At 69.0% G+C, this 26,163-nt stretch carries 17 protein-coding genes and 1 pseudogene; 13 read left to right on the top strand and 5 right to left on the bottom strand.

Going from position 1 to position 26,163, the window contains the following annotated elements; translation table 11 throughout:
- Positions 1-4: 4 nt before the first annotated feature.
- On the bottom strand, positions 5-550 hold the full coding sequence (locus ADL01_RS31035; protein WP_053745334.1) for a GNAT family N-acetyltransferase: 546 nt from the start codon (positions 548-550) through the stop codon (positions 5-7).
- A 318-nt stretch (positions 551-868) separates the two neighbouring features.
- Between ADL01_RS31035 and ADL01_RS31030 the strand changes: the two genes are divergently transcribed.
- Together ADL01_RS31030 and ADL01_RS31025 are read left to right on the top strand one after the other, a co-directional pair.
- Complete coding sequence (locus ADL01_RS31030) at positions 869-6,088, top strand: family 43 glycosylhydrolase (protein ID WP_053745333.1); 5,220 nt, start codon at positions 869-871, stop codon at positions 6,086-6,088.
- 804 nt (positions 6,089-6,892) lie between these two features.
- Complete coding sequence (locus tag ADL01_RS31025) at positions 6,893-8,578, top strand: ribonuclease J (RefSeq protein WP_053745332.1); 1,686 nt, start codon at positions 6,893-6,895, stop codon at positions 8,576-8,578.
- A gap of 149 nt (positions 8,579-8,727) precedes the next feature.
- Here the strand turns inward: ADL01_RS31025 and ADL01_RS31020 are convergent, their stop codons facing one another.
- Positions 8,728-9,681 carry a Ppx/GppA phosphatase family protein gene (locus ADL01_RS31020; protein ID WP_053745331.1) on the bottom strand — a complete coding sequence of 318 codons (954 nt, stop codon included), beginning with the start codon at positions 9,679-9,681 and terminating at the stop codon, positions 8,728-8,730.
- A 338-nt stretch (positions 9,682-10,019) separates the two neighbouring features.
- On the bottom strand, positions 10,020-10,235 hold the full coding sequence (locus tag ADL01_RS31015; protein ID WP_053745330.1) for a hypothetical protein: 216 nt from the start codon (positions 10,233-10,235) through the stop codon (positions 10,020-10,022).
- A gap of 314 nt (positions 10,236-10,549) precedes the next feature.
- Between ADL01_RS31015 and ADL01_RS31010 the strand changes: the two genes are divergently transcribed.
- The 4 genes from ADL01_RS31010 to ADL01_RS30995 all read left to right on the top strand — a co-directional run bounded on the left by ADL01_RS31010 (position 10,550) and on the right by ADL01_RS30995 (position 15,308).
- Positions 10,550-11,218, top strand: a complete 669-nt coding sequence (locus ADL01_RS31010; RefSeq protein ID WP_199834977.1) for a response regulator — start codon at positions 10,550-10,552, stop codon at positions 11,216-11,218.
- On the top strand, positions 11,215-12,339 hold the full coding sequence (locus tag ADL01_RS31005) for a sensor histidine kinase (RefSeq protein WP_053745328.1): 1,125 nt from the start codon (positions 11,215-11,217) through the stop codon (positions 12,337-12,339). The genes ADL01_RS31010 and ADL01_RS31005 overlap by 4 nt, the downstream gene beginning before the upstream one ends.
- Before the next feature lie 530 nt (positions 12,340-12,869).
- On the top strand, positions 12,870-14,096 hold the full coding sequence (locus tag ADL01_RS31000; RefSeq protein WP_078960854.1) for a GDSL-type esterase/lipase family protein: 1,227 nt from the start codon (positions 12,870-12,872) through the stop codon (positions 14,094-14,096).
- 105 nt (positions 14,097-14,201) lie between these two features.
- Entirely contained in the window at positions 14,202-15,308 is a 1,107-nt protein-coding gene (locus tag ADL01_RS30995; protein WP_053745327.1) for a ricin-type beta-trefoil lectin domain protein, read from the top strand.
- 134 nt (positions 15,309-15,442) lie between these two features.
- Here the strand turns inward: ADL01_RS30995 and ADL01_RS30990 are convergent, their stop codons facing one another.
- Together ADL01_RS30990 and ADL01_RS30985 are read right to left on the bottom strand one after the other, a co-directional pair.
- On the bottom strand, positions 15,443-17,488 hold the full coding sequence (locus ADL01_RS30990) for a family 43 glycosylhydrolase (protein ID WP_053745326.1): 2,046 nt from the start codon (positions 17,486-17,488) through the stop codon (positions 15,443-15,445).
- Positions 17,489-17,876: 388 nt separating this feature from the next.
- Complete coding sequence (locus ADL01_RS30985) at positions 17,877-18,674, bottom strand: FadR/GntR family transcriptional regulator (RefSeq protein ID WP_053745325.1); 798 nt, start codon at positions 18,672-18,674, stop codon at positions 17,877-17,879.
- Between the two features lie 375 nt (positions 18,675-19,049).
- Between ADL01_RS30985 and ADL01_RS30980 the strand changes: the two genes are divergently transcribed.
- The 7 genes and pseudogenes from ADL01_RS30980 to ADL01_RS44105 form a co-directional block, all read left to right on the top strand.
- Positions 19,050-20,411, top strand: coding sequence for an ABC transporter substrate-binding protein (locus ADL01_RS30980; protein WP_053745324.1), 1,362 nt, complete (start codon positions 19,050-19,052; stop codon positions 20,409-20,411).
- Positions 20,408-21,322, top strand: a complete 915-nt coding sequence (locus ADL01_RS30975; RefSeq protein ID WP_053745323.1) for a carbohydrate ABC transporter permease — start codon at positions 20,408-20,410, stop codon at positions 21,320-21,322. The genes ADL01_RS30980 and ADL01_RS30975 overlap by 4 nt, the downstream gene beginning before the upstream one ends.
- 55 nt (positions 21,323-21,377) lie before the next feature.
- Positions 21,378-22,289 carry a carbohydrate ABC transporter permease gene (locus ADL01_RS30970; RefSeq protein ID WP_107091037.1) on the top strand — a complete coding sequence of 304 codons (912 nt, stop codon included), beginning with the start codon at positions 21,378-21,380 and terminating at the stop codon, positions 22,287-22,289.
- 123 nt (positions 22,290-22,412) lie between these two features.
- The gene (locus ADL01_RS30965; protein ID WP_053745322.1) at positions 22,413-24,425 is read left to right on the top strand and encodes a hypothetical protein; all 2,013 of its coding nucleotides are present in this window, start codon (positions 22,413-22,415) and stop codon (positions 24,423-24,425) included.
- Positions 24,422-24,769 (top strand): L-rhamnose mutarotase, encoded by a 348-nt coding sequence (locus ADL01_RS30960; protein WP_053745321.1) that lies wholly within the window; start codon positions 24,422-24,424, stop codon positions 24,767-24,769. The genes ADL01_RS30965 and ADL01_RS30960 overlap by 4 nt, the downstream gene beginning before the upstream one ends.
- A 38-nt stretch (positions 24,770-24,807) precedes the next feature.
- Positions 24,808-25,710 (top strand): amidohydrolase family protein, encoded by a 903-nt coding sequence (locus ADL01_RS30955; RefSeq protein ID WP_053745320.1) that lies wholly within the window; start codon positions 24,808-24,810, stop codon positions 25,708-25,710.
- A 335-nt stretch (positions 25,711-26,045) separates the two neighbouring features.
- Positions 26,046-26,163: pseudogene (locus tag ADL01_RS44105) on the top strand (2-deoxy-D-gluconate 3-dehydrogenase); the annotation flags it as partial.

Raw genomic sequence — 26,163 nt, 5'->3', positions numbered from 1 at the left:
TCGCCTAGATCCAGGCGTCGGCCCTGATCCCGTACACCACGTTCCGGCGCAGCGGTCCCTCCGGGACTGTCAGGTCGTCGAAGTCCTTGTCGGGGTCGTAGGTCATGCCGAGGCGTTGCATCACCGCCTGTGAGCGGAGGTTGGTGGCCGTCGTGATCGCCAGGACCTCTTCGAGGCCTGGGCCCTTCTCGTCGAAGGCGTGGGCAACCACCGCTCGGGCGGCCTCCGTTGCGTACCCGTGGCCCCACGCGGAGCGGGCCAGCCGCCACCCCGCCTCCACCCCGCCGAACGCCATGTCGTCCTCGACCGGGTCCAGGCCGGCGAAGCCGATGAACTCACCGGTGCCGGTCACCTCCACCGCCCACCAGCCCCAGCCCCGTTCGTCCAGGCAGGCCTGGAAGTCGGCGGCGCAGGCGTCGCTCTGTTCACGGGTAAGGAGGTCTCCGAGATGCTCGCGGACCTCCGGGTCGGCGTTCATGGCCGCCCAGGGGGCGCGGTCGGAGGGGCGCCAGGAGCGCAGGACGAGGCGTTCGGTTCGCAGGTCGGGCATGGCGCCATCCTTACTCGATCACGCGTCCGCGTCGAACAGGATTCGGCCCGTCCTTCGTCCGCACCCGCTTCACCGACAGCTCTCGCGGCCGCCCTCGCCCGGGGGACAGGTGGGTACACACGTCAATGTTTGTGACGGATTCGATTCCGCTTGACGTCCAGCAGGTAAAAACTAGTTGTCCGACCTGTCGAACGTCGTTCGTAAACCCTTGACGCCCCTGGGCGCATCGATTGACACTCTCGCAACGCGCGGACACACAGAAGAAATCTCGTGTCTCCCGTTACCTCCCCACGTGTCCGATCAGAGGAAAACGAAACGATGCAACTCGCGAGATCACGCGACCGCAGCAGACCCTGGTCGGAAAGGCTCGCCGGGCTGACCGCCGCATCGCTTCTCCTAGGCCTCGCCGGGCCGCTGGCCATGTCGGTCCCCGCGCACGCCGCCGCGGCCGGCGTCACCGACGGGCTGGCCCTCTGGTACAAGCTCGACGCGGCCTCCGGCACGACCGTCGCGGACGCCTCGGGCAACGGCCGTACGGGCACGGTGAACGGGACAGCCGGCTGGTCCAACTCCGGTGACGGGCTCGCCTTCAACGGTTCCAACACCTACATCAAGGTGCCGGACAACATCATGAGCGGCATGAGCTCGATCACCGTCGCGATGGACGTGAAGATCGACGCCGCCCAGGCGAACCCGTACTTCATCTACGGCTTCGGCAACACCGTCGGCACGGCCGGCAACGGCTACCTGTTCACCACCGGCAACTCGTACCGGACCTCCATCGCCAGCGGCAACTGGTCGACGGAGCAGAACACCCGCTCGGCCGGAACGAATCTTCAGCGCGCGGTCTGGAAGCAGATCACCTACACCCAGACCGGCACCACGGGCGTGCTCTACGAGGACGGTGTGGAGGTCGGCCGCAACACGGCGGTCACCATCACCCCCGGCTCCATCGGCGCGGGCACGACCACCGCCAACTACATAGGCAAGTCGGTCTACCCCGGCGACAACCTGTTCAAGGGCAACATCCGCGACTTCCGGGTCTACAACCGGGCGCTGGCGAGCACGGAGGTCGAGGAACTCTCCCTCCCCATCGCCGCGCAGGGCGTCGCCGCCGACAAGTCGGCCCTCACTCTGGGCGACACGAGCGCCGTGACCGCCGACCTGACGCTGCCGAGCGCGGGCCCGGCAGGCGGCTCCGCCATCACCTGGGCGACCGACAACGCCTCCGTGGTCTCGGCCTCCGGAGCGGTCACCCGCCCCGCGGCCGGTCAGCCGGACGGCCACGCCACGCTCACGGCGACCCTGAAGAAGGGCCCGGCGAGCGACACCAAGACCTTCGACATCACGGTCCCGGCCACCTTCGACGACACGACAGCCACCCAGCAGGCCGCCGACGCGCTGACCGTCCCGAACATCGACGACGTACGCGGCAACATCACGCTGCCGTCAACGGGCGCCTACGGCACGGCGGTTGCCTGGTCCTCCGCGAACCCGGACGTCATCGCGGCCGACGGTGTGGTGCACCGCCCCGCGCACGGCGCCGGCGGCACCACGGTCGACCTGACCGCGACGATCACCAAGGGCACCGCCACCGCGACCCGCGCCTTCACGGCCAAGGTCCCCGAACTCCCCGCGAAGGAAGCCCTCAAGGGCTACATGTTCAGCTACTTCACCGGCGAGGGCACCTCGGACGGCGAACAGCTCTACGCGGCCCTCAGCAAGGGCAACGACCCGCTGAAGTGGCGGGAGTTGAACAACGGCAAGCCCGTCCTGACCTCCACGCTCGGCGAGAAGGGCCTGCGCGACCCGTTCATCATCCGCTCCCCCGAAGGCGACAAGTTCTACCAGATCGCCACCGACCTGCGGATCTACGGCAACGGCGACTGGGACGCCTCCCAGCGCACCGGCAGCAAGTCCATCATGGTGTGGGAGTCCACCGACCTGGTCCACTGGACCGACCAGCGCCTGGTGAAGGTCTCCCCCGACTCCGCCGGCAACACCTGGGCGCCGGAGGCGTTCTACGACGCGAAGCTCGGCTCGTACGTCGTCTTCTGGGCCTCGAAGCTGTACGACAACGCCGATCACTCCGGTGACACGTACAACCGCATGATGTACGCGACGACCCGTGACTTCCGCACCTTCAGCGCGCCCAAGGTGTGGATCGACCGCGGCTACTCGGTCATCGACTCCACGATGATCAAGGACAGCGACACCTACTACCGCTTCTCCAAGGACGAGCGGAACAACACCTCCTCGACGCCCAACAGCAAGTTCATCTTCGAGGAGAAGAGCGACTCGATCCTCAACCCGTCCTACGACTTCGTCGCCGAGGGCATCGGCAAGGGCGCGATGAGCGCGGCCGAGGGCCCGCTCGTCTTCAAGTCCAACACCGAGAAGAAGTGGTACATGTTCGCCGACGAGTTCGGCGGACGCGGCTACATCCCGTTCGAGTCGACCGACCTCGCGTCGGGCGTGTGGACACCCTCCACGAACTACGACCTTCCCTCAAAGCCCCGCCACGGCACGGTACTTCCGGTCACGCAGGCGGAGTACGACCGGCTGCTGAGCACCTACCAGCCGGACCAGATCATCACGAGCGCCGAGAACGTCAAGGTCGAGACGCGCATCGGTGAGGCCCCCGTCCTCCCCGCCACCGTCATCGCCGAGTCCGGGGACGGCGTGAAGCGGCCCGTCGCGGTCACCTGGGCGAGCGTGGACGCGTCGCAGTACGCGCAGGCCGGCACCTTCACGGTGACGGGCGACCTCGCGGGTGACTCGGCCATCGCGGTCAGCGCCGAGATCACGGTCTCCGCCGAGGGCCCCGACGTCCCGGCCGACCTGCTCCTGCACTACGACTTCGACGAGACCGGCGGCAGCATCGTCCGTGACTCCAGCGGCCACGGCTACCACGGCACCTACGTCCGTACGCCCGCCTTCGGGACCGGCGTGCACGGCGGCTCGTTCAAGATGTCCGGCGGCAACAGCAGTTCCAGCTCGCCGTACGTGAAGATCCCGGGCGGGGTCCTGAAGGACGCGACCGGCGTCACCGTCTCCACGTACGTCAAGTGGAAGGGCGGCGACAACTTCCAGTGGCTGTTCGGCCTCGGCCCGGACAGCAACAGGTACCTGTTCGCCACGCCGTCCAACGGCGCAGGGAAGCTCTTCTCGGCGATCACCAAGGCGACCTGGTCCGGCGAGAAGCAGATGATCGGCGGCTCCCCGCTCACGGCCGGCGAGTGGCAGCACGTCACCGTCACCCTGGACGGCGCGACCGAGACGGCGATCCTCTACGTGAACGGCGCCGAGACGGCCCGCGTGAGCGGTGTCACCATCAAGCCGTCCGACCTGTACGACGCGTCGAAGGACTACTCCGGCTACATCGGCAAGTCCCTGTACTCCCCGGACCCGTACTTCGGCGGCGAGGTCGACGACTTCCGGATCTACAACCGGGCCCTGACGCCCGCCGAGGTCCTGCGGCTCGGCGGCAACACCACCGGGATCGCCAACGTGACCCACCCGGCGCTCAAGGTCGACGCGATCATCAACGACAAGGACAGCAAGGTCGTCCTACCGCTCAACCCGGGCAGCGATGTCAGGGCCCTGGCGCCGCAGTTCACCCTCGCCCACGGCGCGAGCATCAGCCCCGCCTCCGGCACCCTGCGCGACTTCAGCAAGCCGCTCACGTACGAGGTCACCGGTTCCGACGGCAAGAAGCGCACCTGGACCGTGTCGGCGGTGGAGATGAAGAGCCCGGTGCTGCCGGGTCTGAACGCCGACCCCAACATCGTCAGGTTCGGCGACACCTTCTACATCTACCCGACCACCGACGGCTTCGAGGGCTGGAGCGGTACGCAGTTCAAGGCGTACTCCTCCACGGACCTGGTCCACTGGAAGGACCACGGCGTCATCCTGGACCTCGGTCCCGACATCAGCTGGGCCGACAGCCGCGCCTGGGCGCCGACCATGGAGGAGCGGAACGGCAAGTACTACTTCTACTTCTGCGCCGACGCGAACATCGGCGTGGCGGTCTCGGACTCCCCGACCGGCCCGTTCAAGGACGCCCTGGGCAAGCCGCTGCTGAAGGCGGGTGACCACCCGGGCCAGATGATCGACCCGGCGGTCTTCACCGACGACGACGGCCAGTCGTACCTGTACTGGGGCAACGGCCGCGCCTATGTGGTCCCGCTCAACAACGACATGGTCTCCTTCGACCCGTCGAAGGTCACCGACATCACCCCGAGCGGCTACAACGAGGGCTCGTTCGTCATCAAGCGGGGCGCCACCTACTACTTCATGTGGTCGGAGAACGACACCCGCGACGAGAACTACCAGGTGGCCTACGCGACCGGTTCCTCGCCGACAGGTCCCTGGACCAAGCGCGGTGTGATCCTGGAGAAGGACCTCTCCCTGGGCATCAAGGGCACCGGCCACCACTCGGTGGTCCACGTCCCGAACACCGACGACTGGTACATCGCCTACCACCGCTTCGCCATCCCCGGCGGTGACGGCATGCACCGCGAAACGACCATCGACAAGCTGGAGTTCGACGCCGACGGTCTGATCAAGAAGGTCGTCCCGACCCTGTCGAGCATCGACCCGGTGACGATCGTCCACGCCGGTGCGGACACCACGGGCCAGGAAGGCAGCGCGATCCCGCTCACGGGCAGCATCTCCGGGGCAGGCACGCCGAGTTGGAGCGTGGGCGCGGCGACCCCGTGCACGTTCTCCAGCCCGACCATGGTCCCGACCACCATCACCTGCCGGGACAACGGCACCTACGAGGTCACACTGACGGGCGGTCGCAGCAAGGACACCCTGACGGTGACCGTCTCGAACGCGCCCCCGTCGATCACCTCGGTGCAGGGTCCGAAGGCCCCTGTCCCGGCGGGCAGGTCGACCCCGGCCCGTGTCTCGGCGAAGTTCACCGACCCGGGCCTCGCGGACACCCACACGTGCCGGATCGACTGGAAGGACGGCACCACCCCGACGGCCGGCAAGGTCACGGGCGGCACCTGCGAGGCGAGCCACGCCTACCTGAAGGCGGGGATCCTCCGCCCGACGATCACGGTGACGGACGACGACGGAGCCACGGCCACCGCCCAGCTCCCCGAGCTGATCGTGTTCGACCCCGCGGCGGGCTCCGCCAAGGGCAAGGGCGTCATCCCGTCCAGGGCGGGCTCCTACCCTGCCGACCCGCGGCTGACCGGCAAGGCGGCCTTCTCCTTCGGCGCCTCCTACCCGAAGGGCGCCACGGTCCCCAAGGGCGCGACGTCCTTCGACTTCACGGCAGCCGGAGCGTCGAAGGCGACCGTGCAGCTGCGCGCCAAGTCCTCCGACTGGCTCGTGGTCACCGGCTCCACGGCGGTCTTCCAGGGCTCCGGCACGGTCAACGGCAAGAGCGGCTACGTCTTCCGCGTCACGGCGACGGACAAGCCCGACACGTTCCGTATCCGGATCTGGCAGAAGACCACGGGCGATGTCGTGTACGACAACCGCACCGGGGCCGCGACCAAGGACATCGTGATCGGCCGGTAGGCCGGAGGCACTGATCGCGCCGGAGAACTGAATCCGAGGGCGCGCACACGGAGTGGGGCCTGACCGCCCGCTCGGTGTGCGCGCCCTCCGCGTTGTGGCACCGATCCCCTTCGTTCTGGTGAACGGCCCGCCCAGGACACTGCACCTGAGTACACCCCCCCCTCGGGCAGCTACCTGCAATGGCCGGCCCCGCGGAGACCGGCAGAGTCGAGGGCGACGCGTCCGAGGGCGACGCGCGGAACCCATCGGGCAGGAGGCCGGGCAGCATGCGGAACTGGAAGGCGGAGGCGGGGACGTTCCTCGTCGCCGCGTTCGTGGCAGCAGGGGTGTTGGGGGCGATGCAGTCGGCGACCGGGATACCGGCGGAGATGGTGCAGCTGACCCAGTTCGGCCCCGCCCTCGGGGTGTTGGCGGTGGCCCTGCTGTGGCCGTCCCGCATCCGGCGCCGGCTCGCCGGGGCCCTGCCCGGTCGCCGGACGCACGGTCGCCCTGGCCCGCACAGCCGCCGAGGCGACGCCGCAGCCACCCGCCCCGACCGACTGAGCGGGCGTCGCCCCTGCCGTCGGTCCCGACCGTCACCATCGGTGCCGTCTTCGCCGGGTACCGGACGCCTGGCGCCGTATCTGTGCTCTGTTCTGCCGGCGGGGCGGTCTCGCGGGCCGGCGCCGTGCCTCCACCACCTGTACCCGGCGCCGACGTAATACGGTCATCCCGGACAGCCACAGCGGGGTGCCCTGCTCCGTCGGGACGAGAGATCACACAGCCAGTGGATCTCCCGTCCCGCTCTCCAGGTAACGTCAGGGTATGAGTCATCCGCACCCCGAACTGAAAGCCGCCCCACCTCTTCCCGAAGGAGGCCTGCGGGTCATCGCCCTGGGCGGCCTGGGTGAGATCGGCCGCAACATGACCGTCTTCGAGCACGCCGGCAAACTGCTCATCGTCGACTGCGGCGTGCTGTTCCCCGAGGAAACCCAGCCCGGCGTGGACGTGATCCTGCCGGACTTCACCTCGATCCGGGACCGGCTCGACGACATCGTGGCGGTGGTACTCACTCACGGCCACGAGGACCACATCGGTGGCGTGCCGTACCTGCTGCGCGAGCGGTCCGACATTCCCGTCGTCGGCTCCAAGCTGACGCTGGCGTTCCTGGAGGCCAAGCTCAAGGAACACGGCATCCGGCCGCGCACGGTGCGCGTGCGGGAGAGCGACCGGCGTAGCTTCGGCCCCTTCGACTGCGAGTTCGTCGCCGTCAACCACTCCATCCCGGACAGTCTCGCGGTCGCGATCCGCACCCCCGCCGGGATGGTGCTGCACACCGGCGACTTCAAGATGGACCAGTTCCCCCTCGACGACCGCATCACCGACCTGCGCGCCTTCGCCCGCCTCGGCGAGGAGGGCGTCGACCTCTTCCTCACCGACTCCACCAATGCCGAAGTGCCCGGCTTCACCACCTCCGAGCGCGAGCTGAATCCGGCGATCGAGCAGGTCATGCGCACCGCGCCGCGCCGGGTCATCGTCTCCAGCTTCGCCAGCCATGTGCACCGCATCCAGCAGGTCCTGGACGCCGCCCACCAGCACGGCCGCAAGGTCGCCTTCGTCGGCCGGTCGATGGTCCGCAACATGGGCATCGCCCGTGACCTGGGCTATCTGAAGGTCCCGTCCGGCCTGGTCGTGAGTACGAGGGAGCTGGAGAAGCTCCCGGACCACAAGATCACTCTGGTGTGCACCGGCTCGCAGGGCGAACCGATGGCCGCGCTGTCACGGATGGCCAACCGCGACCACATGATCCGCATCGGCAAGGGCGACACCGTCCTGCTCGCCAGTTCCCTCATCCCCGGCAACGAGAACGCCATCTACCGGGTGATCAACGGACTCACCCGGTGGGGCGCCCACGTGGTCCACAAGGGCAACGCCAAGGTGCATGTCTCCGGGCACGCGAGCGCCGGTGAACTCGTCTACTGCTACAACATCGTCAAGCCCCGCAACGTCATGCCCGTGCACGGCGAATGGCGCCACCTGCGGGCCAACGGCGACCTTGCCATCCGTACCGGCGTGGCCCCGGAACGGGTCGTCATCGCCGAGGACGGCGTCGTCGTCGACCTCGTCGACGGGCGGGCGTCCATCACCGGCAAGGTCCCCGCCGGGAACGTCTATGTGGACGGCATGGAGGTCGGCGGCGCCACCGAGGCGTCCCTCAAGGACCGCCTCACCCTCGCCGCCGAAGGCGTGGTCACGGTGGTGGCGATCGTCGACGCGGACACCGGCGCCCTCGCCGAGGCCCCCGACTTCCTGGCCCGGGGCTTCGTCCACGACGACGCCACGTTCGAGGCGGTCATCCCCGTCATCGAGAAGACCCTGTCCACCGCGGCCGAGGAAGGCGTCGGGGACGCGCGCCAACTCGAACAGCTCATCGCCCGCGCCGTGGCGAACTGGGCGTTCCGCACGTACCGCCGCAAGCCCCTCATCATCCCCGTCATCATCGACGCCTGAGCCAGTGCCCGGCAGCGAGGTCCCCGGTTCCGTTCGCGGCCCGGCGGGCCTCGATGTCGGGCACAACTCATTCCCCGTGATGAGTCACCGGAGAGAGGGCGGTCCGAGCCAGTCTCGGAAGAGGCCGGCTCGGATGACGTCCGCCGGGCTCAGCCGACGAGGCGGGAACGGCCGGCCGGGGTGGGAGCGACGCCGAGGCGTTCGAGCAACAGCCCTTCCCGGGTGGACCAGGGGCAGATCTCGACGCTCTTGGCCCCGCAGGTTTCCATGAGGGCCTGTGCGATCAAGGCTCCGGCCAGGGACTGCTCGGCGCGATGCCGGGAGATGCCCGGCAGCTTGGCACGGTGGGACGGTGCCGCGTCAGCCAGCACGGAGACGACCGTACGCAGTTGGGGCAGCGTCAGCCGTCGCTTTGTGCGCGGTCCCCTGCTCTGGGCGGCGGCGAGTCGGCCGAGTTGTTCGAAGGTCTTGGAGCAGGCCAGCACCCGCCCTCCCAGCTCGGCCTGCGGCAAGCCGGGTACGGCTTCCAGAGACTCGCCGATGTGCTGCAGGACCTGGGCGAGGCGGCGTCGGGACGGCGCGATGCCGCCGGGAAGCCAGTCCCGGGTGATCCTCCGGGCGCCCAGCGGCAGCGAGTTGACGACGCGTGGCTGGTCCCCGGTCCCGGCGGCGATCTCCACGGTTCCGCCGCCGATGTCCAGGACCAGCAACTGCCCGGCCGTCGGGCCGACCCACTGGCGGGCGGCCACGTAGGCCAGCCGCGCCTCCTCCTCGCCGGTCAGCACGCGCAGACGGGTGCCGGTGGTGTGTGCCACTCGCGCGATGATCTCGTCGCGGTTGGGCGCGTCCCGGATGACGGAGGTCGCGAACGCGAAGACCTCCGGTCCACGCGGACGCGGGTCGGCGGCGACGGCCTCGGCCACTGCCCGCTCGACACTCTCCACGCCGGCCTTCTCCAGCCGCCCCTTGCGGTCCAGGGTTTCATGCAGTCTCAGCCGCACCTTGCGGGAGAACACCGGCTCCAGTACCGAACCCGGACGCCGCCGAACCACCGTCAGCAGAGCGCTGTGGCACCCGACGTCGAGCACACCTGCCTGCCGCATTCCATCGCCTCCCTCTGACCCCACACCCGACCGAACCGGCTCCCTGTCCCATCCCCGGCACCCCTCGCCACAACATGACGGGACTCCGGCCGGCACGTAAGCATATCGTCACGGCCCGCGCACCCTCCGCCCCCATCCACATCGGTGGGGTGAGGACAGGGGGAAGCGCGGTCCCGTGACCACGCCGTCGAGGCCCCAAGACCCTGCCGAACGCCTTTACGGCCGCCGCGCCCAGCACCACCAGCACGGTGAGCGCCATCAGGGTCCCGGCGACGCTCTCGCCTGTCGCCAGCCGGTCCACCAGTGTCTTCGCGCGGGTGTGCGTACGAGCCGGCTGCTCAGTGGACAAGTCCGGCTGTGCTCGTGGCGAGCGTGTACACCAACATTTCGAAGACCTCAGGGCGTATGACGAACAGGACGAAGGCGGCCGCCACCAGCGTCAGGCCGAGGAACTCGACAAACGTGCCCCTGCCAGAGGTGGCGTCCCGGCCCCGTACGTGGGCCGATGGCCCGAGGGAGGTGCCGGTCTCGTTGTATGCCGCGTGCTGTGTCATGGCTCCAGCCTGGGAGCGCGGCCCTCTCGCGCCCATCCGGCACCTGTCGGGGCCACCCCCGCCGAGTGGCGGGAAAGGGCCGCCGTCCGGGCGCGCCGGACCGGCTCCGAGCCCGGAAAACAGGCGGTCCGCACAGGCGGTCCGCGCCATATCGGGCGAAAGGCTTGCGGTGTCCCTGCCGACCGGAGGGTGATACCCCGCCGTGTGGCTGGAGCTGCCGTTCGCCGGGCCGCCGGGGCTCTGTACGGCTTTACCGTCGAGGCGGTAGGAGCCGGCGGTACGAACGAAGGTGAGGCGGAGCACGCGTGAACCGGGTGGTGCGGGTTGTGGTGGTGGACGACGAGGCCCTGGTCCGGTCGGGGTTCGGGCTCATTCTGGGTGCGTCCGAGGACATCGAGGTCGTCGCGACCGCGAGCGGCGGCGACGCCGTCGACACCGTCCGCCGGGAGCGGCCGGACGTGGTGCTGCTGGACATCCGGATGCCGGACGTCGACGGGCTCACCGTGCTGCGCGAGTTGCGGACGATGCCGGACGCGCCGGTGGTGGCGATGCTGACCACGTTCGACGCCGACGAGTACATCCTGACCGCTCTGCGCTGCGGCGCGGCCGGATTCCTGCTCAAGGACACCGAGCCGGAGCAACTGGCCCACCTGGTGCGCACCTTGGCCGCGGGCGGCGTGGTGCTCTCCCCCAAGACGTCCCGGATCCTGCTGCACGGCCGCCCCGGCACCGAGGCGGCCGTCGACGAGGAGGCGGCACGCGTCCGGCTCCTCACCGCCCGCGAGCGCGAGGTCCTCGTCCTGGTGGCCGAGGGCCTGTCGAACGCCGACATCGGGGTACGCGTCCACCTGGGTGCGGGCACGGTCAAGGACCACGTCAGCGCGATCCTCACGAAGCTGCGGGTGACGAGCCGGGTGCAGGCCGCGCTGCTGGCGCAGCGGGCGGGACTGCTCGACGCGCTTCCGCAGGAGGCCGGACGATGAACCGCGCCCGCGCACGCGTCCGGTGGCAGCGGGTGCCCGCGCCGGTCGTCGACATCGTCCTGGTGGCGGTGGCAGCCGTGGACGTATGGCCGTACCTGTGGGACGCCACCTGTCCCGGCGTCGCGCTGGCCGGGTTCGGCTGCGCCGCGCTGGTCCTGCGGCGCAGGTTCCCGCTCGCCGTCTTCCTGGTCACGCTGCCCATCGCGCTGACGCAAGAGGTCGCCGTCGCAACACTCGTGGCGCTCTTCACCCTGGCCGAACGTTCCCGTAACCGTCCTCTCCTCGCGGGGTGCGTCGCCCTGGCGGCCGTGGTGAGCATCGCTCCGTGGCCCCTGGCCGGTTTCGCCGAGGTCGGGCGGGCCATGACGCTGATCGACTTCGTGTACAGCCTGGCCACCTCTGTCGCCCCGGTCCTCTTCGGGCAGCTCCTCCAGGCACACCGGGACCTGGCGCGGCGGCTGGCGGAGATCGAGGAGGCCAGGGAGCACGAGCGGGTCCTGCACGCCCAGGCCGTCCTCGCCCGCGAACGCGTGCAACTGGCGCGCGAGATGCACGACGTGGTCTCCCACCAGGTCAGCCTGATCGCCGTACAGGCAGGAGCCCTTCAGGTCGCCACCCCGGACGCGAGCACCAAGGAGGCCGCTCGCACGATCCGTTCGCTGAGCGTCACCACGCTCGACGAACTGCGCACGATGGTCACGCTGCTGCGCGCCTCCGGCGGCCGCGCCACCGAGCTGACTCCGCAACCCACCCTGGCCGACCTGCACAGACTGGTGGAGTCGAGCGGCACTCAGGCGGAGTTGTCGGGTGCGCTTCCGCCCGCCGTGGGCACACCCGCGCAACGGGCCCTCTACCGCACGGTCCAGGAGGCGCTGACCAACGTCCGCAAGCACGCCCCCGGCGCCACGGCCCGCGTCGAGCTGTGGCAGGACGGCGACAACGTCGGAGTGACCGTCACCAACAGCCCGCCCACCCATCCTTCTTTGTCCCTCCCGGGATCACAGCACGGTCTGGTCGGTCTGCGGGAACGGGCCGACATCCTGCACGGCACCCTGGAGGCGAGCCCGACCGGGGAGGGCGGCTATCGGGTGCGGCTGCGGATTCCCCTCAGCACGGACTGAGAAACCTCTCTGCTCGGCTGAGCGCGGCTGCCCGTCCACACCCATAAGAAGACGAAAGCAAAGGGGTGAACACAGGTCTGAGCATCAGCACTCCGCCTCCATTGACGGGCTGTTCGACTGGTGAATCCGTCGGATCCGCAGCAGGACATTAAGCATTCAGGGCGCCCTCGTCAACCGTTACCACGAGTAATACATCCTATGTATTGAAGTAGTCCATCCAGCCACGAAGCCCAACTAGCCTGCGGCTTCAGTCTTTTCGTCCATACGCATGGACAAGATCCTCTAGGTACCCTCTAATGCGTCCTATGTTCTCGGCGGGTAGCGGCAGGCGGCGCCTATCTCCTGAAGCTCACCCTCTACGGCGCGATCCTCGGTCGGCGGCGGCAACTGGTCGGCGCCACCGGATTCACAGACGTCAACAACTTCAGCAACCCGGCCCGCACTCAGCGAAAGGGACACGAATGCGCTCTCGACATGGCATGCATATGACATTCGGTGGAGCTTGGTGCGGGCGTGGGAGACGTACGGTGGTGCTGACCGCGGTGATCGCCTTGCTGGCCACGCTTCTGACCGGGCTGGGTGCCGCCGGGACGGCGCAGGCGGCCACGGTCGATACCGGGGCGTGGTATGTGCTGGTCAACCGCGCCAGCGGCAAGGCCCTCGAGGTCGACAACGCCTCCCCCGTGGACGGCGCGAAGGTCGTGCAGTTCACCGACTGGGGCGGCACCGACCAGCAATGGCAACTCGTCCGCGCGGCGGGAGTACTGGCCCAGGTGCACACCGCGGGGCGGGTCAAGGATGCCGGGAACACGGTGCGGTACAGCTGGCCCGGCGTGTACTTCGAGGGCCGCTTCAGCGGCACCGGCGTAGGCATCGTGCTCAACGACTCGGCCGCCGACTACGACGTCCAGGTCGACGGAAGCACCGTCGCCACACTCGTCACGCCCGGCAACACGACGTACTGGGTCAACGGCCTGCAGAACCGAGACCACACCGTCCGGCTCGTCAAGCGCAACGACACTCCAGGGTCCACCAGCACGTTCGGCGGCTTCGTGGCCGCGTCCGGCGGTGCCGTACTGAGCAAACCGGCCGCCCGCAGCCGCCAGATCGAGTTCATCGGCGACTCCCTCACCGTGGGCTACGGCAACCTCTCGACCTCCCGCACCTGCACAGGGGACCAGACCAGGCGCAGGACCAACACCGACGTGAGCTACGGCGCCCTCACCGCCCGGCAGTTCAACGCCGACTACCAGATCAACGGCTACTCGGGCCTCGGCATGGTCCGCAACTACAACGGCGGCTCACCGGACGTCACCTACCGGACGTACTACGACCGTGCCCTGCAGAACGTCTCCGGCGACGTCTGGCAGAACCCGGGCACATGGCGCCCCCAGGTCGTGGTGGTCAACCTCGGCACCAACGACTTCTCGACCGCCGTCAACCCCGGTGAGCCGTGGACGCCCGACAGCCTCGCCGCGGCCTACCGCACCGCCTACACCGACTTCCTCCAGAAGCTGCGTACGCGCTACGGGGCCGACACGACCATCGTGGCGGTGGCCGCCGGCTCCTACGCCGGCCATGTCCAGCAGGTGGTCAGGGCCCGCAACGACGCCGGCGACAGCCTGGTCCGCCAATGGGCCCTCGACGACTCGGGCCTGGACTTCCTCGGCTGCGACTGGCACTACTCGGCCCACGACGACCGGCTCATCGCCGACCGGCTCACCTCGTTCATCTCCGGCCTGCCGACAGGCTGGTGACAGCACCGACCGCCCGGGAACATCACGGATCCATCAGCGCTCACCGCGCATGAGGCTCCCCATCCACACCTTGATCGAGCAATCACTCAAAGAAGAGGACGCCCGTTGAGAAAGCCTTGGCTTGTACCCCTGATCACGATCTTCGCTGCCGCGCTCGGGACGACGGCGACAGGTGTGACACCTGCCTCCGCCGCCTCGAACACCCCTTTGCGGGTCATGCCGTTGGGCGACTCCATCACCTGGGGTGTGGGCAGCAGTACGGGCAACGGCTACCGGAGTGCGTTGTGGGACAGACTCGCGGCGGACGGACATCCGCTGGACTTCGTCGGCACGGGGCGGGCCGGTTCGATGTCCGACGCCGACAACGAAGGCCACTCCGGCTACCGCATCGACCAGATCGCCGCCCTCGCCGACGCCGCACTGACCCGCTACCGGCCCAACGTCGTGACGCTGCACATCGGCACCAACGACCTCAACGGGAGCTACCAGCCCACCACCGCCGCCGACCGGCTGCGGTCACTGGTCAACCAGATCACCGCCGATGTCCCCGACGCGACCGTTCTCGTCGCCTCCCTGGTCGTGTCGACCAGCGGCTCGGAGGAGCCGTACCGGGGTACGTACAACCAGGCCATCACTCGGATCGTGAGTGACGCACAGGCAGCGGGCAAGAAGGTCGCGTACGTGGACATGAGCAGCCTGACCACGGCCGACCTGGCCGACGCCCTGCATCCCAACGACGCGGGCTACCAGAAGATGGCCGACGCCTTCCAGCGCGGCGTCCAGGCCGCGGACAGTGCCGGATGGCTGAAGAACCCCGCCCCCGCCCCCGCCCGCGTGCAGTCCGACATCGCCGGCAAGTGCATGGACGTCAACGGCGCCGGTACCGCCGACGGAACCGCCGTCCAGAGCTGGGCCTGCGGCGACAACGCCAACCAGTACTGGTCCGCGTACACCGACGGCACCCTGCGCTCCATGGGCAAGTGCCTGGACGCCGCCGGCTTCGGCACCGCCAACGGCACCAAGGTGCAGCTGTGGTCCTGCCACGGCGGCACCAACCAGATCTGGCAGCCCTACAACGGCGGCTACCGCAACCCCGCCTCCGGCCGCTGCCTCGACATCCCCGGCGCCTCCACCGCCGACGGCACACAACTCCACCTCTGGGACTGCCACGGCGGCTCCAACCAGAAATGGACCACGCTGACCGCCGGCTGACCCACGCCCCGAAACCTTGGACCCGAGCCCTGCACGGACTCGGGTTTCACAGCAGTCGTTCGGCCGCGTCACCCGGCCTGAACCCGACCGTCATGGCGGGGTCCTGCGGGCCCCCGCCCTGACGGTAAGGGTCCCTACACGCGGGGGAAGGTCCACCGCTGGTTGGTGCTGCCCCTGTCGCTGTACTGGATCAGCGCGGCACCGTCTGCCGTGCTGCCTCCGCTGACGTCGAGCACCTTGCCGCTGTTGCGGTTGACCACGCTGAACACGCCACCGGTCTGCGGGCGCAACTGCCACTGCTGGCTCGCCCGGCCGTCGGCGGTCGCCTGCACGACCCGCGCGCCGTCCGCCAGTGAGGACCCTGTCACGTCGAGGACCTTGCCACTGCCGACGCACGTGATGGTGTGGTAGCCGTCCCCGGTGGACTGGAATGCCCACTGCTGGCTGGACTTGCCGTTGGCGGGCCACTGGATCACGGCGGCACCGTCCGCGTTCGACCCCCCGGAGACGTCGGCGACCTTGCCGCTGCGCACGCTGACGCAGGTGTAGGCCTTGGCGGTTGCGACGGTGTACCGCACCGAGTCCACGTCGACGTAGCCGGTGCCGTTCGGGTTGTAGGTGTAGAGGCCGATCCGGTCGCCGCGGTAACCGGCCCAGGTGAGCTGGTAGGTGCCGCCGAACGAGGTGAAGGTGCTCCCGTCGAGGCTGTAGGAGAACTGGCTGACCCCGTTGACGGTCCAGGAGGTGCGCAGCCACACGGCGTTCTGTGTGATCACCGGACCGTCGGTCAGGCTGCCGTTGACGTTGTTCACGATCGTGGTGGTGGTCCCGGAGCGCCGGACGCCCAGCCCCGCGTAGGCGGACGCGTAGTGGGACAGCCCGGCGTGCTGGCCGTCGGCGAGGCCGGCCAGTTCGAGGCGGACGGTCACCGTCCCCCCGCCCGCCGTGCGCAGCACCCGTTGGGTGAGGGTGTTGCCGACCTTGGTCAGGTTGTTGGCCGCCAGCGGGGCGAACGCCTTCAGCCGCAGACAGCCGGGGCGTTCGGTCAACGACCAGTGGGTCGCGCGCGGCTGGTAGTACCACTCCCACTGCGGCTTCAGGCGAGTGTCGGTGAACAGGTCGCTGGTCACCACGCCGGGCAGCGCGTCGACCGGCAGACCGGGCGTGCCGCCGGCGGGCACCTGGCCCGTCCACACCATGTTGCCGATGCCGTCCGCGCCGACCGAGCCCAGGATCGGCCAGCCGTCCACCCAGGTCACCGGCAGCAGGGACAACGGACGCCCCTCCCAGTCGCCGTGGCCGTGATGGGTAACGAAGTACCAGGAGCCGTCCGGAGTCTGCACCAGGCCGCCCTGGTTGGGCTCGCGGTCCACCGAGACGTTGACGTGCTCCAACTGCCGGGTCTCGAACGGGCCGGTGAGGCTGGAGCCGCGGTTCATCATGAGCACCCGGCCCTCGGGCTTCACCTCGCTGAAGAGGTGGTAGTAGAGACCGTTGATCTTGTACAGCTTGTTGGCCTCGCTGCCCGGCGACTGGTGGATGACCGTGGGCGAACCGACCAGCGACTTGCCGTCCTCGGACAGCTTGAACAGGTTGATCTTGTAGCTGTCCGAGTAGTGCGTGGTGACCAGGTAGCCCTGGCCGTCGTCGTCCCAGAACGGGCACGGGTCGTCCCAGCCGGAGGTCCGCCACACCGACGTCAACGGCTCCCAGGGCCCGGTCGGCGACGGGGCCGACGTCATGAAGAAGCCTTCGTCGGGCGTGTTGAAGTACACCCAGTACCGCCCCGCGTGGAACCGGATGGCGCCGGCCCACACGCCACGGCCGAAGCGGTTCATCCGGTCCCAGTTCAGCTCCGGTCCGATGCGGGTGACGTCGTCGACCGCGCCGCCGAGCGTCCGCCAGTTGACCAGGTCCGTCGAGTGCAGGACGGCCACGCCGGGCGAGTATCCGAACGTGCTGGTGATGCCGTAGTAGTCGGCGCCGACCCGTATGCAGTCCCAGTCGCTGAAGTCGCCCGGGAGAACGGGGTTGACGTAGGTGCCGTCGCCCTGGTCGCCCCATGTGCCGGCCGGCGGAGTGGCTGCCGCCGCCCGGCTCTGCGGCAGCAGGCCAGGCAGCAGGAGGGCACCGGTGCCGACTGCGGCGAGCCGGCCGAGCTGTCTTCTGGTGATGTCCACGATTCAGTCCCTGACTAGGAGGCATCCCGTGTATTGGCGGTCAGCGGGAACCGCGAGAGGTGAGTGACGGGCTGCGAACAGCGGCCGAGCCGCTACCGCCTACGTGTGAGCGGCGGTCACGGCACCCGGGACGCAAGCGGATCCGATGACCGCAATACGCCTGGGCGTACGGGCTCCCGTCGGAGGCACGTCGACCGAACATCGACGATCGGTCGATATGTCGAACAATGCACGGTTATCCGAACCGCCCCGCCGCTGAAGCTAGAGTCCCGGCCGCGCAGAAGTCAACGGACCGTCATCGCTTTTCCGAGGCGTCATACGGTCGGGACACCCGCGCCCGGCACGGCACCCGCGGCGCTGGGCGCCCTCGGCGCGCCGATGCGCGGCGCTACCCGAACAGGCGCCGCTGGATCTCGCGCCGGTAGTCCTCCAGGGTTCTGTCGAGGTGTGCCGCGGTGAACTGGGCCGCCTCCTCGGGGTGGCCGTCACGGATGGCCCGGTAGATCGCCTCGTGTTCCTCGACGGCCGCCCCGGTGTTCTCGCCGAAGGTGTCATGGATACCGATGGCACTGGACTGGCGCTGCAGCCGTCGCGCGTCCCGCACGGCGCTGACGAGGAAGGCGTTGTGCGAGGCCGCGGCCACGGCCGCGTGGAAGTCCTCGTCCGCCTGGTTGAACACGTCGACCTCGCCATGGGCGAACCCGTACCGACACTGCCCGATGGCCACCTCGACGGCGCGCAGTTCCGAAGGGGTGGCACGGGTGGCCGCCAGACTGCTGGCGGCCATCTCCTGAACCCTGCGGAACTCGAACAGCATCAGCACGTGGTCGATGTCGACGGGACGGAAGAAGCCTCCCCACCGGCTGGTGATGAGCATGCCTTCGTCGTCCGCGACGAACAGACCCCTCCCCTTGTGGGCCCGTACGCGGCCCAGCGCCGAGAGGATCTTCACGGCTTCCCGCACCACGGCCCGGCTGGTGTTCAGCGTCTTGGCCAGATCGATCTCCGTGGGCAGCCGGTCACCCGCCGACAGCCGCTCCTCGGAGATGTACTCGAGGATCCGCTCCGCCACGATCTCGTACCCGGGACGGTAGTCACGCCGCTCGCCCGAGCCCGTCACCGCCGCCGGCGCAGCCGGAAGGGCCTGAGCCGGCAAGGCCGCTTCGGTCGCTGGCGTGTCGTTCATCTGTGCTGCCTTCCGGGTGACTGCGGCGAACGCGACTGGTCGCCGTGGAGCCGACAGCATCGTAGCTTGGATGAGCTATAAGTCGTACTCATTTGGGCCAAGATCCACGACGCGGGCTCTGGAATTCCCAACAGATAACTACCGCTTATCGGTCATAACCACGCACAGCTGGCACGCCATTGTCCGCGAATCCATCAAAAGAACGCCGTACGCACTCTTGACGAACCCCCAGATAAGGCGGCTAATTTCTTCCATGTCGGACAGCGCAGCCGCCTTTCAGATGTCCGACGCCTGCCCGGGACGGCCCGGCGTCGGCACATCCAAGCGCCACCCCCCGACCTGCTCGGGGCACCCGCGAACCCAGTGGAGTCACACATGACCGTCAACAAGCCTTCGTCCAGCTCGAAGAGAGTGCCCGGCAACAAGCGTGCGGCTTTGCTGGCCGGGTGCGCAGTCACGGTCCTGCTGACCGTTTCCGCCTGCGGCGGCGGCACGGCCAGTACGACCAACAAGGACGGCTTCGCCCAGGCGGCGCAGAAGGACGGTGCGTTGACCGTCTGGGTGGACGCGACCCGCATGGACGCCGCGAAGCTGTACCAGCAGCAGCACCCCGAGGTGAAGCTGGAGATCGTCAGCTACGACGGTGACGCCAACGGCTCGAACTACCTCCAGACCAAGGTCCAGCTCTTCAACCGCACCGGCAAGGGCTGGCCGGACGTCGTCTTCAGCTCCCAGAACAACGAGGCCTCCTGGGCGGTCGACGCGGGCTTCGCCGCTCCGCTCAACAAGGGCCTGGTCGACGCGGCGACCCTGGGGAAGTTCGCGAAGGGTGCCAACGACGTCTGCACGGTGGGCGGCACCGTCTACTGCCTGCGCAACGACCTCTCCCAGGCGGTGCTCTGGTACAACGCGCCGCTGCTGAAGAAGTTCGGCTACACGGTGCCGACGACCTGGGAGGAGTACCAGCAGGTCGGTGAGAAGGTGGCCAAGGAGCACCCGGGTTATCTCGTGGGCGACGCGGGTGACCCCTTCACGCCCGAGATCTACCTGTGGGCGAGCAAGTGCGGCGCCAACCACATCACGGGGCCCAAGTCCGTCTCGGTGAACACCACAAGCGAGGCCTGCACCAAGATGGCCAAGCTCCTGGACGTACTGATCAAGAACAGGTCCATGTCCATCAGCGGCGTCTTCAGCACCGACTTCGGCAAGAACCAGGCCGACAAGGTCCTGCTCATGCCGGGCCCGGCCTGGTACGGCGGCGCGGTGTTCAAGGACACCCTCAAGGTCCCCGCCAAGCAGATCGCGGCGGCACCCATACCGCAGTGGCAGGGTGACGGCTCGCCGTCCACCGGCAACGTCGGCGGCGGCACCTGGCTGCTGTCCCAGCACTCCACTCACATCAAGGCGGCCACCGACTTCCTGAAGTGGGTCACCACCGACAACGCCTACCAGGCGGAGAAGGCGCCCGGCTTCCCGGCGTACGCGCCCGCGGCCGAGGCCTGGCTGAAGGGGCAGGACGCCTCCGGCTACTTCGCCAGCGACCTGAGCGCACTCACGACCGCCGCTTCCCAGGTCTGGCCGGAGTGGGGTTCGGGGCAGTTCAGCCAGGAGGCGATCTGGGCGGCCACCGTCAAGCCCGGCATCACTCAGGGCAAGTCCATCGCCTCGCTGCTGCCCGCCTGGCAGGACTCCATCACCAAGTACGCCCAGTCCAACGGATACAAGGTCTCCCAGTGACCGCGACCCACCCCTCGGCCGGTTCTGCCCGGCGGCGCCCCCGCGGCACCGACCGGCAGAGCCGGGCCGGCCTCGCCTTCGTCGCCGCCTACGTGCTCCTCCTGATCGCGTTCGGCGTCCTGCCGACCGGATACGCCATCTACTTCGCCTTCACCAACGCCGGGGGCACATTCACCGGCTTCAGCAACTTCATCACCACGGCGCGGGACTTCCGCTTCATGGACGCCGTGGGCCATGTCGCGCTGTACCTCCTGTTCTGGCTGGTCTCCCTCGTGGTGTTCGTGGTGAGCCTGGCGCTGCTGCTGCACCGGCTCGCCTCCGGCACCGTCAGCAAGTCCCTGCGCTTCCTCTTCTACATCCCGGGAGCGCTCGCCGGCGCCGCGAGTGTGCTGGTGTGGCTGTTCATGCTCGATCCCACGGTGAGCCCGGTCAGTTCACTGCTGGGCACGCTGGGGTTCCACACCTTCGGTGAGGTGATCGCGCCCGGCAACCTGCCCCTGCTGTTCACGGTCATCGCGTTCTGGACCGGTGCGGGCGGCTGGATCGTCGTCATCTACGGCGCGCTCAACAACATTCCCCAGGACGTCATGGAAGCCGCGCGCATCGACGGCGCGAGCGCCTGGCAGACCGCCTGGCGCGTGCAGATCCCCATGCTCCGCAAGTGGATCGTGTACATGGTGATCCTGGCCTTCGCGGGCGGCGCGCAGCTCTTCGTGGAGCCACAGCTGCTCTCCCTCGCCAGCACGGGCGTGGCCGGACGCGACTACTCGCTCAACCAGCTGACGTACGACTTCGCCTTCCAGCTGAACAACATCAACGGCGCCGCCGCGGTCTCGGTGGAGCTCCTGGTCGTCAGTGTGGCGGCCGCCGCCGTCTTCGTCGCACGGTCGGGGTTCTTCGATGCCGACTAAGACCTCTGCCGACCCGGCCGTGGCCACACCGCTCATGGAACGGGGACCAGGCGTCATGGGACGAGCGCACCACCGGGCCTCCGAGGGGCGGCGCCCACGTCCTCCGCGGCGCCTCGTGCCCCGGCTGCTGACCGGCTCCGTACTGCTCGTCTTCCTGGTGTTCTTCGTGCTGCCGGTGCTGTGGCTCATGCTCGCGGCGACCAAGACCGACCAGCAACTCGTGCATGGCAACCCGCTGTCCTTCGGCTCCTGGCACGCCTTCAAGGTCAACTGGGACCGCCTCACCGCGTTCCAGGACGACGCCGTCCTGCAGTGGCTCGGCAACTCCACGTTGTACGCGACGATCTCACTGGTCATCACCCTCTGTGTGGCCATACCGGCGGGATACGCCCTGGCCATGACCGAGTTCCGCGGGCGGCACACCCTGCTCGTCTCGACTCTGGTCGTGATGCTCATGCCGACCGCCACCCTGGTGGTGCCGTTGTTCCTGGAGATGAACGCGGTGCACCTGATCGGCACGATGTGGTCGATCATCCTGCCGTACGCGTTCTATCCGTTCGGCGTGTACCTGACGTACATCTACTTCACCACCGCCGTACCGAAGGACCTGCTGGCGGCGGCTCGGATGGACGGCTGCTCGGAGTTCGGCGTCTTCCGGCACATCGCGCTGCCGCTGGCGACACCGGTCATCGCGCTCGTGGGCTTCTTCAGTTTCGTCGCCAACTGGACCAACTACTTCCTGCCGTACGTGATGCTCCCCGAGAGCAGCCAGATGCCCGTCCAGGTGGGGGTCGGAAGCCTGCTCAGCAACGTGCCGTCCTTCAATCCGGCCGTCGGCACCCTCGCGATCGAGCGGCCGCAGCTGGCGCTGGCCACGCTGCTGGCCATCACACCGGTGCTGATCGTCTTCCTCTTCGCCCAGCGCTTCCTGGTCAGCGGAATGCTCGCCGGGGCCACCAAGGAGTAGCCCCCGGCCCACGGTTCCACGGCATGACACCCAGAGCCGGCACCCGACCGCCCGACCGCCCGACCTCCCGGCCGCCGTCCCGGCGTGCGCACCGCGCCGCCGCCCCGAACGGAGATCCTTCCCATGCCCTTCAGCTCTTCCGACCGCATGTCGGGTGAGGACGCTCCGGACCTCGTCCGACCGACCGCGCCCGAGGTCCAGGCCCGGGTGCCGGTACTCGAACCACCGGGCTGGGCCGTGGCCCAGCGGTCCCTGTTCGACCTGCTCGACCACGCCTGGCGCCGCTTCGCCCGCGACTTCACCGGTCCGGACGGCCGGCTGAACTACACCGCCCCCCTCACCACCCGCGACGGTGTGGACGATTTCTACGAGGTGTTCTTCAACTGGCCCCAGCTGTACCTGCTCGGCGGCGCCGACGACCTGCTGCCCGCCAGCGAGAAGCACTGGGAGGGCGTGACCCGGCAGCTCACCGAACTGGGCATGCTGCATGAGGAGTTCGAGCGCGGCTACGACTGGTTCCACCAGGGCGAGAGTCTGCTGCTGCTCTATTTCCTGTGCATGGCCGCCCCCGAGCGATGGTCCGAACGCGCCCTGCGTTTCGCCGAGTTGTACGTCGACCCGGCCAAGGGCAACTACGACCCCGGTCACCGCGTCATCACCCGCCCGCACAACGGCAGCGACCCCGAGCGCGTCGGCCTGTTCGACGGCGACGTCTATCCCTGGATGCAGAAGGAGGCCGACACGTACGGCTTCCCGCTCGAGTGGATCCCCGAGGCGGAGGGCGGCCCGTTCCCGCTCTCCGCGGATCCTCGGCTGGGCGCGCAGATGCGGGACCGGGTGGGCGTCGGCGACACCGCGGTCAACCTTGCCGCGGCGGGACTGGTCCTCAACGCCTGGATCCTGTCCGGCGAGGACCGCTACCGCGACTGGATCGTCGAGTACGTCGGCGCGTGGTGTGAGCGTACCGAGGCGAACGGCGGTCTCATCCCGGACAACGTCGGCCCGGACGGCGTCGTCGGCAGCCTGCTGGAGGGCCGCTGGTACGGCGGCCACTACGGCTGGTCCTGGCCGCACGGCTGGCACAGCGTGGGCCACGCGGCCTGTGTGGCCGCGCTCGCGGCGGCCACGGTCACCGGGGACGACGACTACCTCTCCATGGTCGCGACCTCACTCGACACCCTCATCGGCCACAGCAAGGTGATGCCCCACACCGAGGCGGATTCCAGCCTCCCCTCCAAGTGGGCAGTCGAACTGGGCCCCGACATCCACACACCCACTCCGCACCTGCCGTTCCGCCACAACGACTCGGGCTGGTTCGACCACAACCCGGCGACCCCGCCCGTGCCGGTGGCCCTGTGGCACCACACGGCCTCCGACGCCGACCGCGCCCGGCTGGAGGGGCTGCGCGAAGCCGACGGCATCGACTGGCGCACGCTGCGGCCGTTCCGTGCCAAGGAGGAGTCCGGGCACGAGAAGGCGTGGTTCGCCTTCCTCGCCGGTGACGACCCCGGCTACCCGGAGCGCATCCTCGCGACGGCGCAGGCCCAGATCCGCCACCGCCTGCGCCGCATCGACCGCTACCGCGCGCTGGACGTGCCCGAGGCCGACATCCACGTGTGGCAGCAGTCCAACCCCGTGGTCACCGAGGCCCTCGTCCAGCTCACCTGGGGCGGCCCCCAGGTGCTGTACAACGGCGGCCTTCAGCAGGCCCGGCTGCGCTACCACGACGCCGAGGCCCGCCGCGCCGGCCTGCCCCCGGACGTGGCCGCGCTGGTCACCTCCATCGACCCCGAAGCGACCACCGTCGAACTCGTCAACCTCTCCCCCGAGGCGAACCGCACGGTGATCGTGCAGGCGGGCGCCTTCGCCGAGCACACGATCACCGCCGTCCGGCACACCACCTGCGAGGACGACGCCTGGATCGGTGACATGTACGACTACGGGCACACCGAGCCCGTCGTCACCGAGTCGGAGCAGGTCTGCGACAGCGCCTTCCTGACGGTCCGGCTGCCCGCGTCCACCCGCATCAAGCTCGTCCTGCGGCTGGGCCTGCGCACCAACACTCCCAGCTACCGCACCCCGTTCGACACCCCGGCCGGCCCGCCCGCCCCGGACACCGAGGGAGAAACCGCATGAAGCGCGTCGCCCAGACCATCAGGCTCCGACCCGAGCACCGCGAGAAGTACCTCGAACTCCACTCGGCCGTCTGGCCCGGCGTCGAAGCCGCCCTCCTCCGGTCGAACATCCGCAACTACAGCATCTTCCTCCACGGCGACGCGCTGTTCGCCTACTTCGAGTACCACGGCGACGACTTCGAGGCCGACATGGCCCTCATCGAGGCCGACCCCGAAACCCAGGAATGGTGGAAACTCACCGACCCCTGCCAGGAACCCTGGCCCGACCGGGGCGACTCCCGCCAGTGGACGGAACTGACCGAGATCTGGCACCTCGACCCGCCCGGCGAAGACGCCACCGCCTGACACGGCCCGCGCCAGACCGACCCGACTTGGAACCTGCCATGCCACCCGCGTCTGCCCCCACTTCCGCCTCCGCCTCCGTCCTCATCGACTCCCACCACCATCTGTGGGACCTCGACCGGCGTCCGCAGCCCTGGCTCGACGACCCCGACCTGGCATCGATCAACCGCACGTTCACCCCCGGCGACCTGCGCTCCACAGCGACCCACCCCATCGCGGGCCGTCACCTGCACAGCTCGGTGGTCGTGCAGTGCGTGCCGGACGTGCCCGAGACCGAGGACCTGCTCGCCCTCGCGGAGCAGGAGCCGCTGATCGAGGCGGTGGTCGGCTGGGCGGACCTGACGTCGTCGGCGATCGGCGAGACGCTGGACCGACTCCTCGCCGGACCGGGCGGCGCGTATCTGCGCTCCCTGCGCCATCTCGTCCAGGGCGAAACGGAGCCGAGCTGGCTGCAACGCCCGGATGTGGAGCGGGGGTTGGCGGCCGTCAGGGACCGCGGGCTCTCCTATGACGTACTGGTCCGCAGCCACCAGCTCGACCAGGCGATCAACTTGGCCGAACGCTTCCCCGACCTGGCCCAGGTGCTCAACCACGCGGGCAAGCCGGACATCGCCCGGCGTCAACTGGCGGACTGGCGACGCCAGGTGCAACGGCTGGCCGCACATGAGCAGGTGGTGTGCAAGGTGTCGGGCCTGATCACCGAGGCCGACCACGACAGCTGGACCACCGACGACATCCGCCCCGTCTGGGACGTCCTGCTCACCGCCTTCGGCCCGCAGCGACTGATGTTCGGCTCGGACTGGCCGGTCGCGAACCTCGCGGGCGGCTGGAACCGCTGGGCACTCACCGTCGACAAACTGCTGACCGGCTGCGCCGAGAACGAGATCCACGCGTTCCTCGCCGGCACCGCGACCGCCTTCTACCGCCTTCCGGCCTGTGACTGACGTCGGCGCTCGTGCTGAAGGAACGAAGGACTCTGGAGAACACGATGACGCTCGCTGTGCGCGCGGCAGGCTGTGCCTGTCGCGATCCACCCCAAGCCCCGCGAGATCAACCTGCACCGCTTCTTCTGGCGCAACTCACCCTCGTCGGCGCCCGGTTGTACGACCGCACCGCCTTCGAGAAGGCCGTGGTCCTGGTCGCCGACGGCACCATCCCCGCCGAGCGGCTGATCAGCAAGGTCGTCCCCCTCACCGAGGCACCCGCCGCCTTCGAAGCCCTCGAAGCCGGTGGCGACGTCATGAAGATCCTCGTCGACTGCACCACCGACACCGACACCGCTCAGGGATGGGGCAACTCCGACGACCTCACCGGCGCCACCGTCTTCCTCGCCTCCAACGCCGCCACCTACATCCACGGCACCACCCTCCCCATCGACGGCGGATGGCTCGGCAGAT

This window comes from Streptomyces sp. NRRL WC-3618 (assembly GCF_001280005.1).
Taxonomy (GTDB): domain Bacteria; phylum Actinomycetota; class Actinomycetes; order Streptomycetales; family Streptomycetaceae; genus Streptomyces.
Note: the sequence above shows the minus strand (reverse complement) of the source record. Positions and strands in the feature narration are given on the sequence as shown.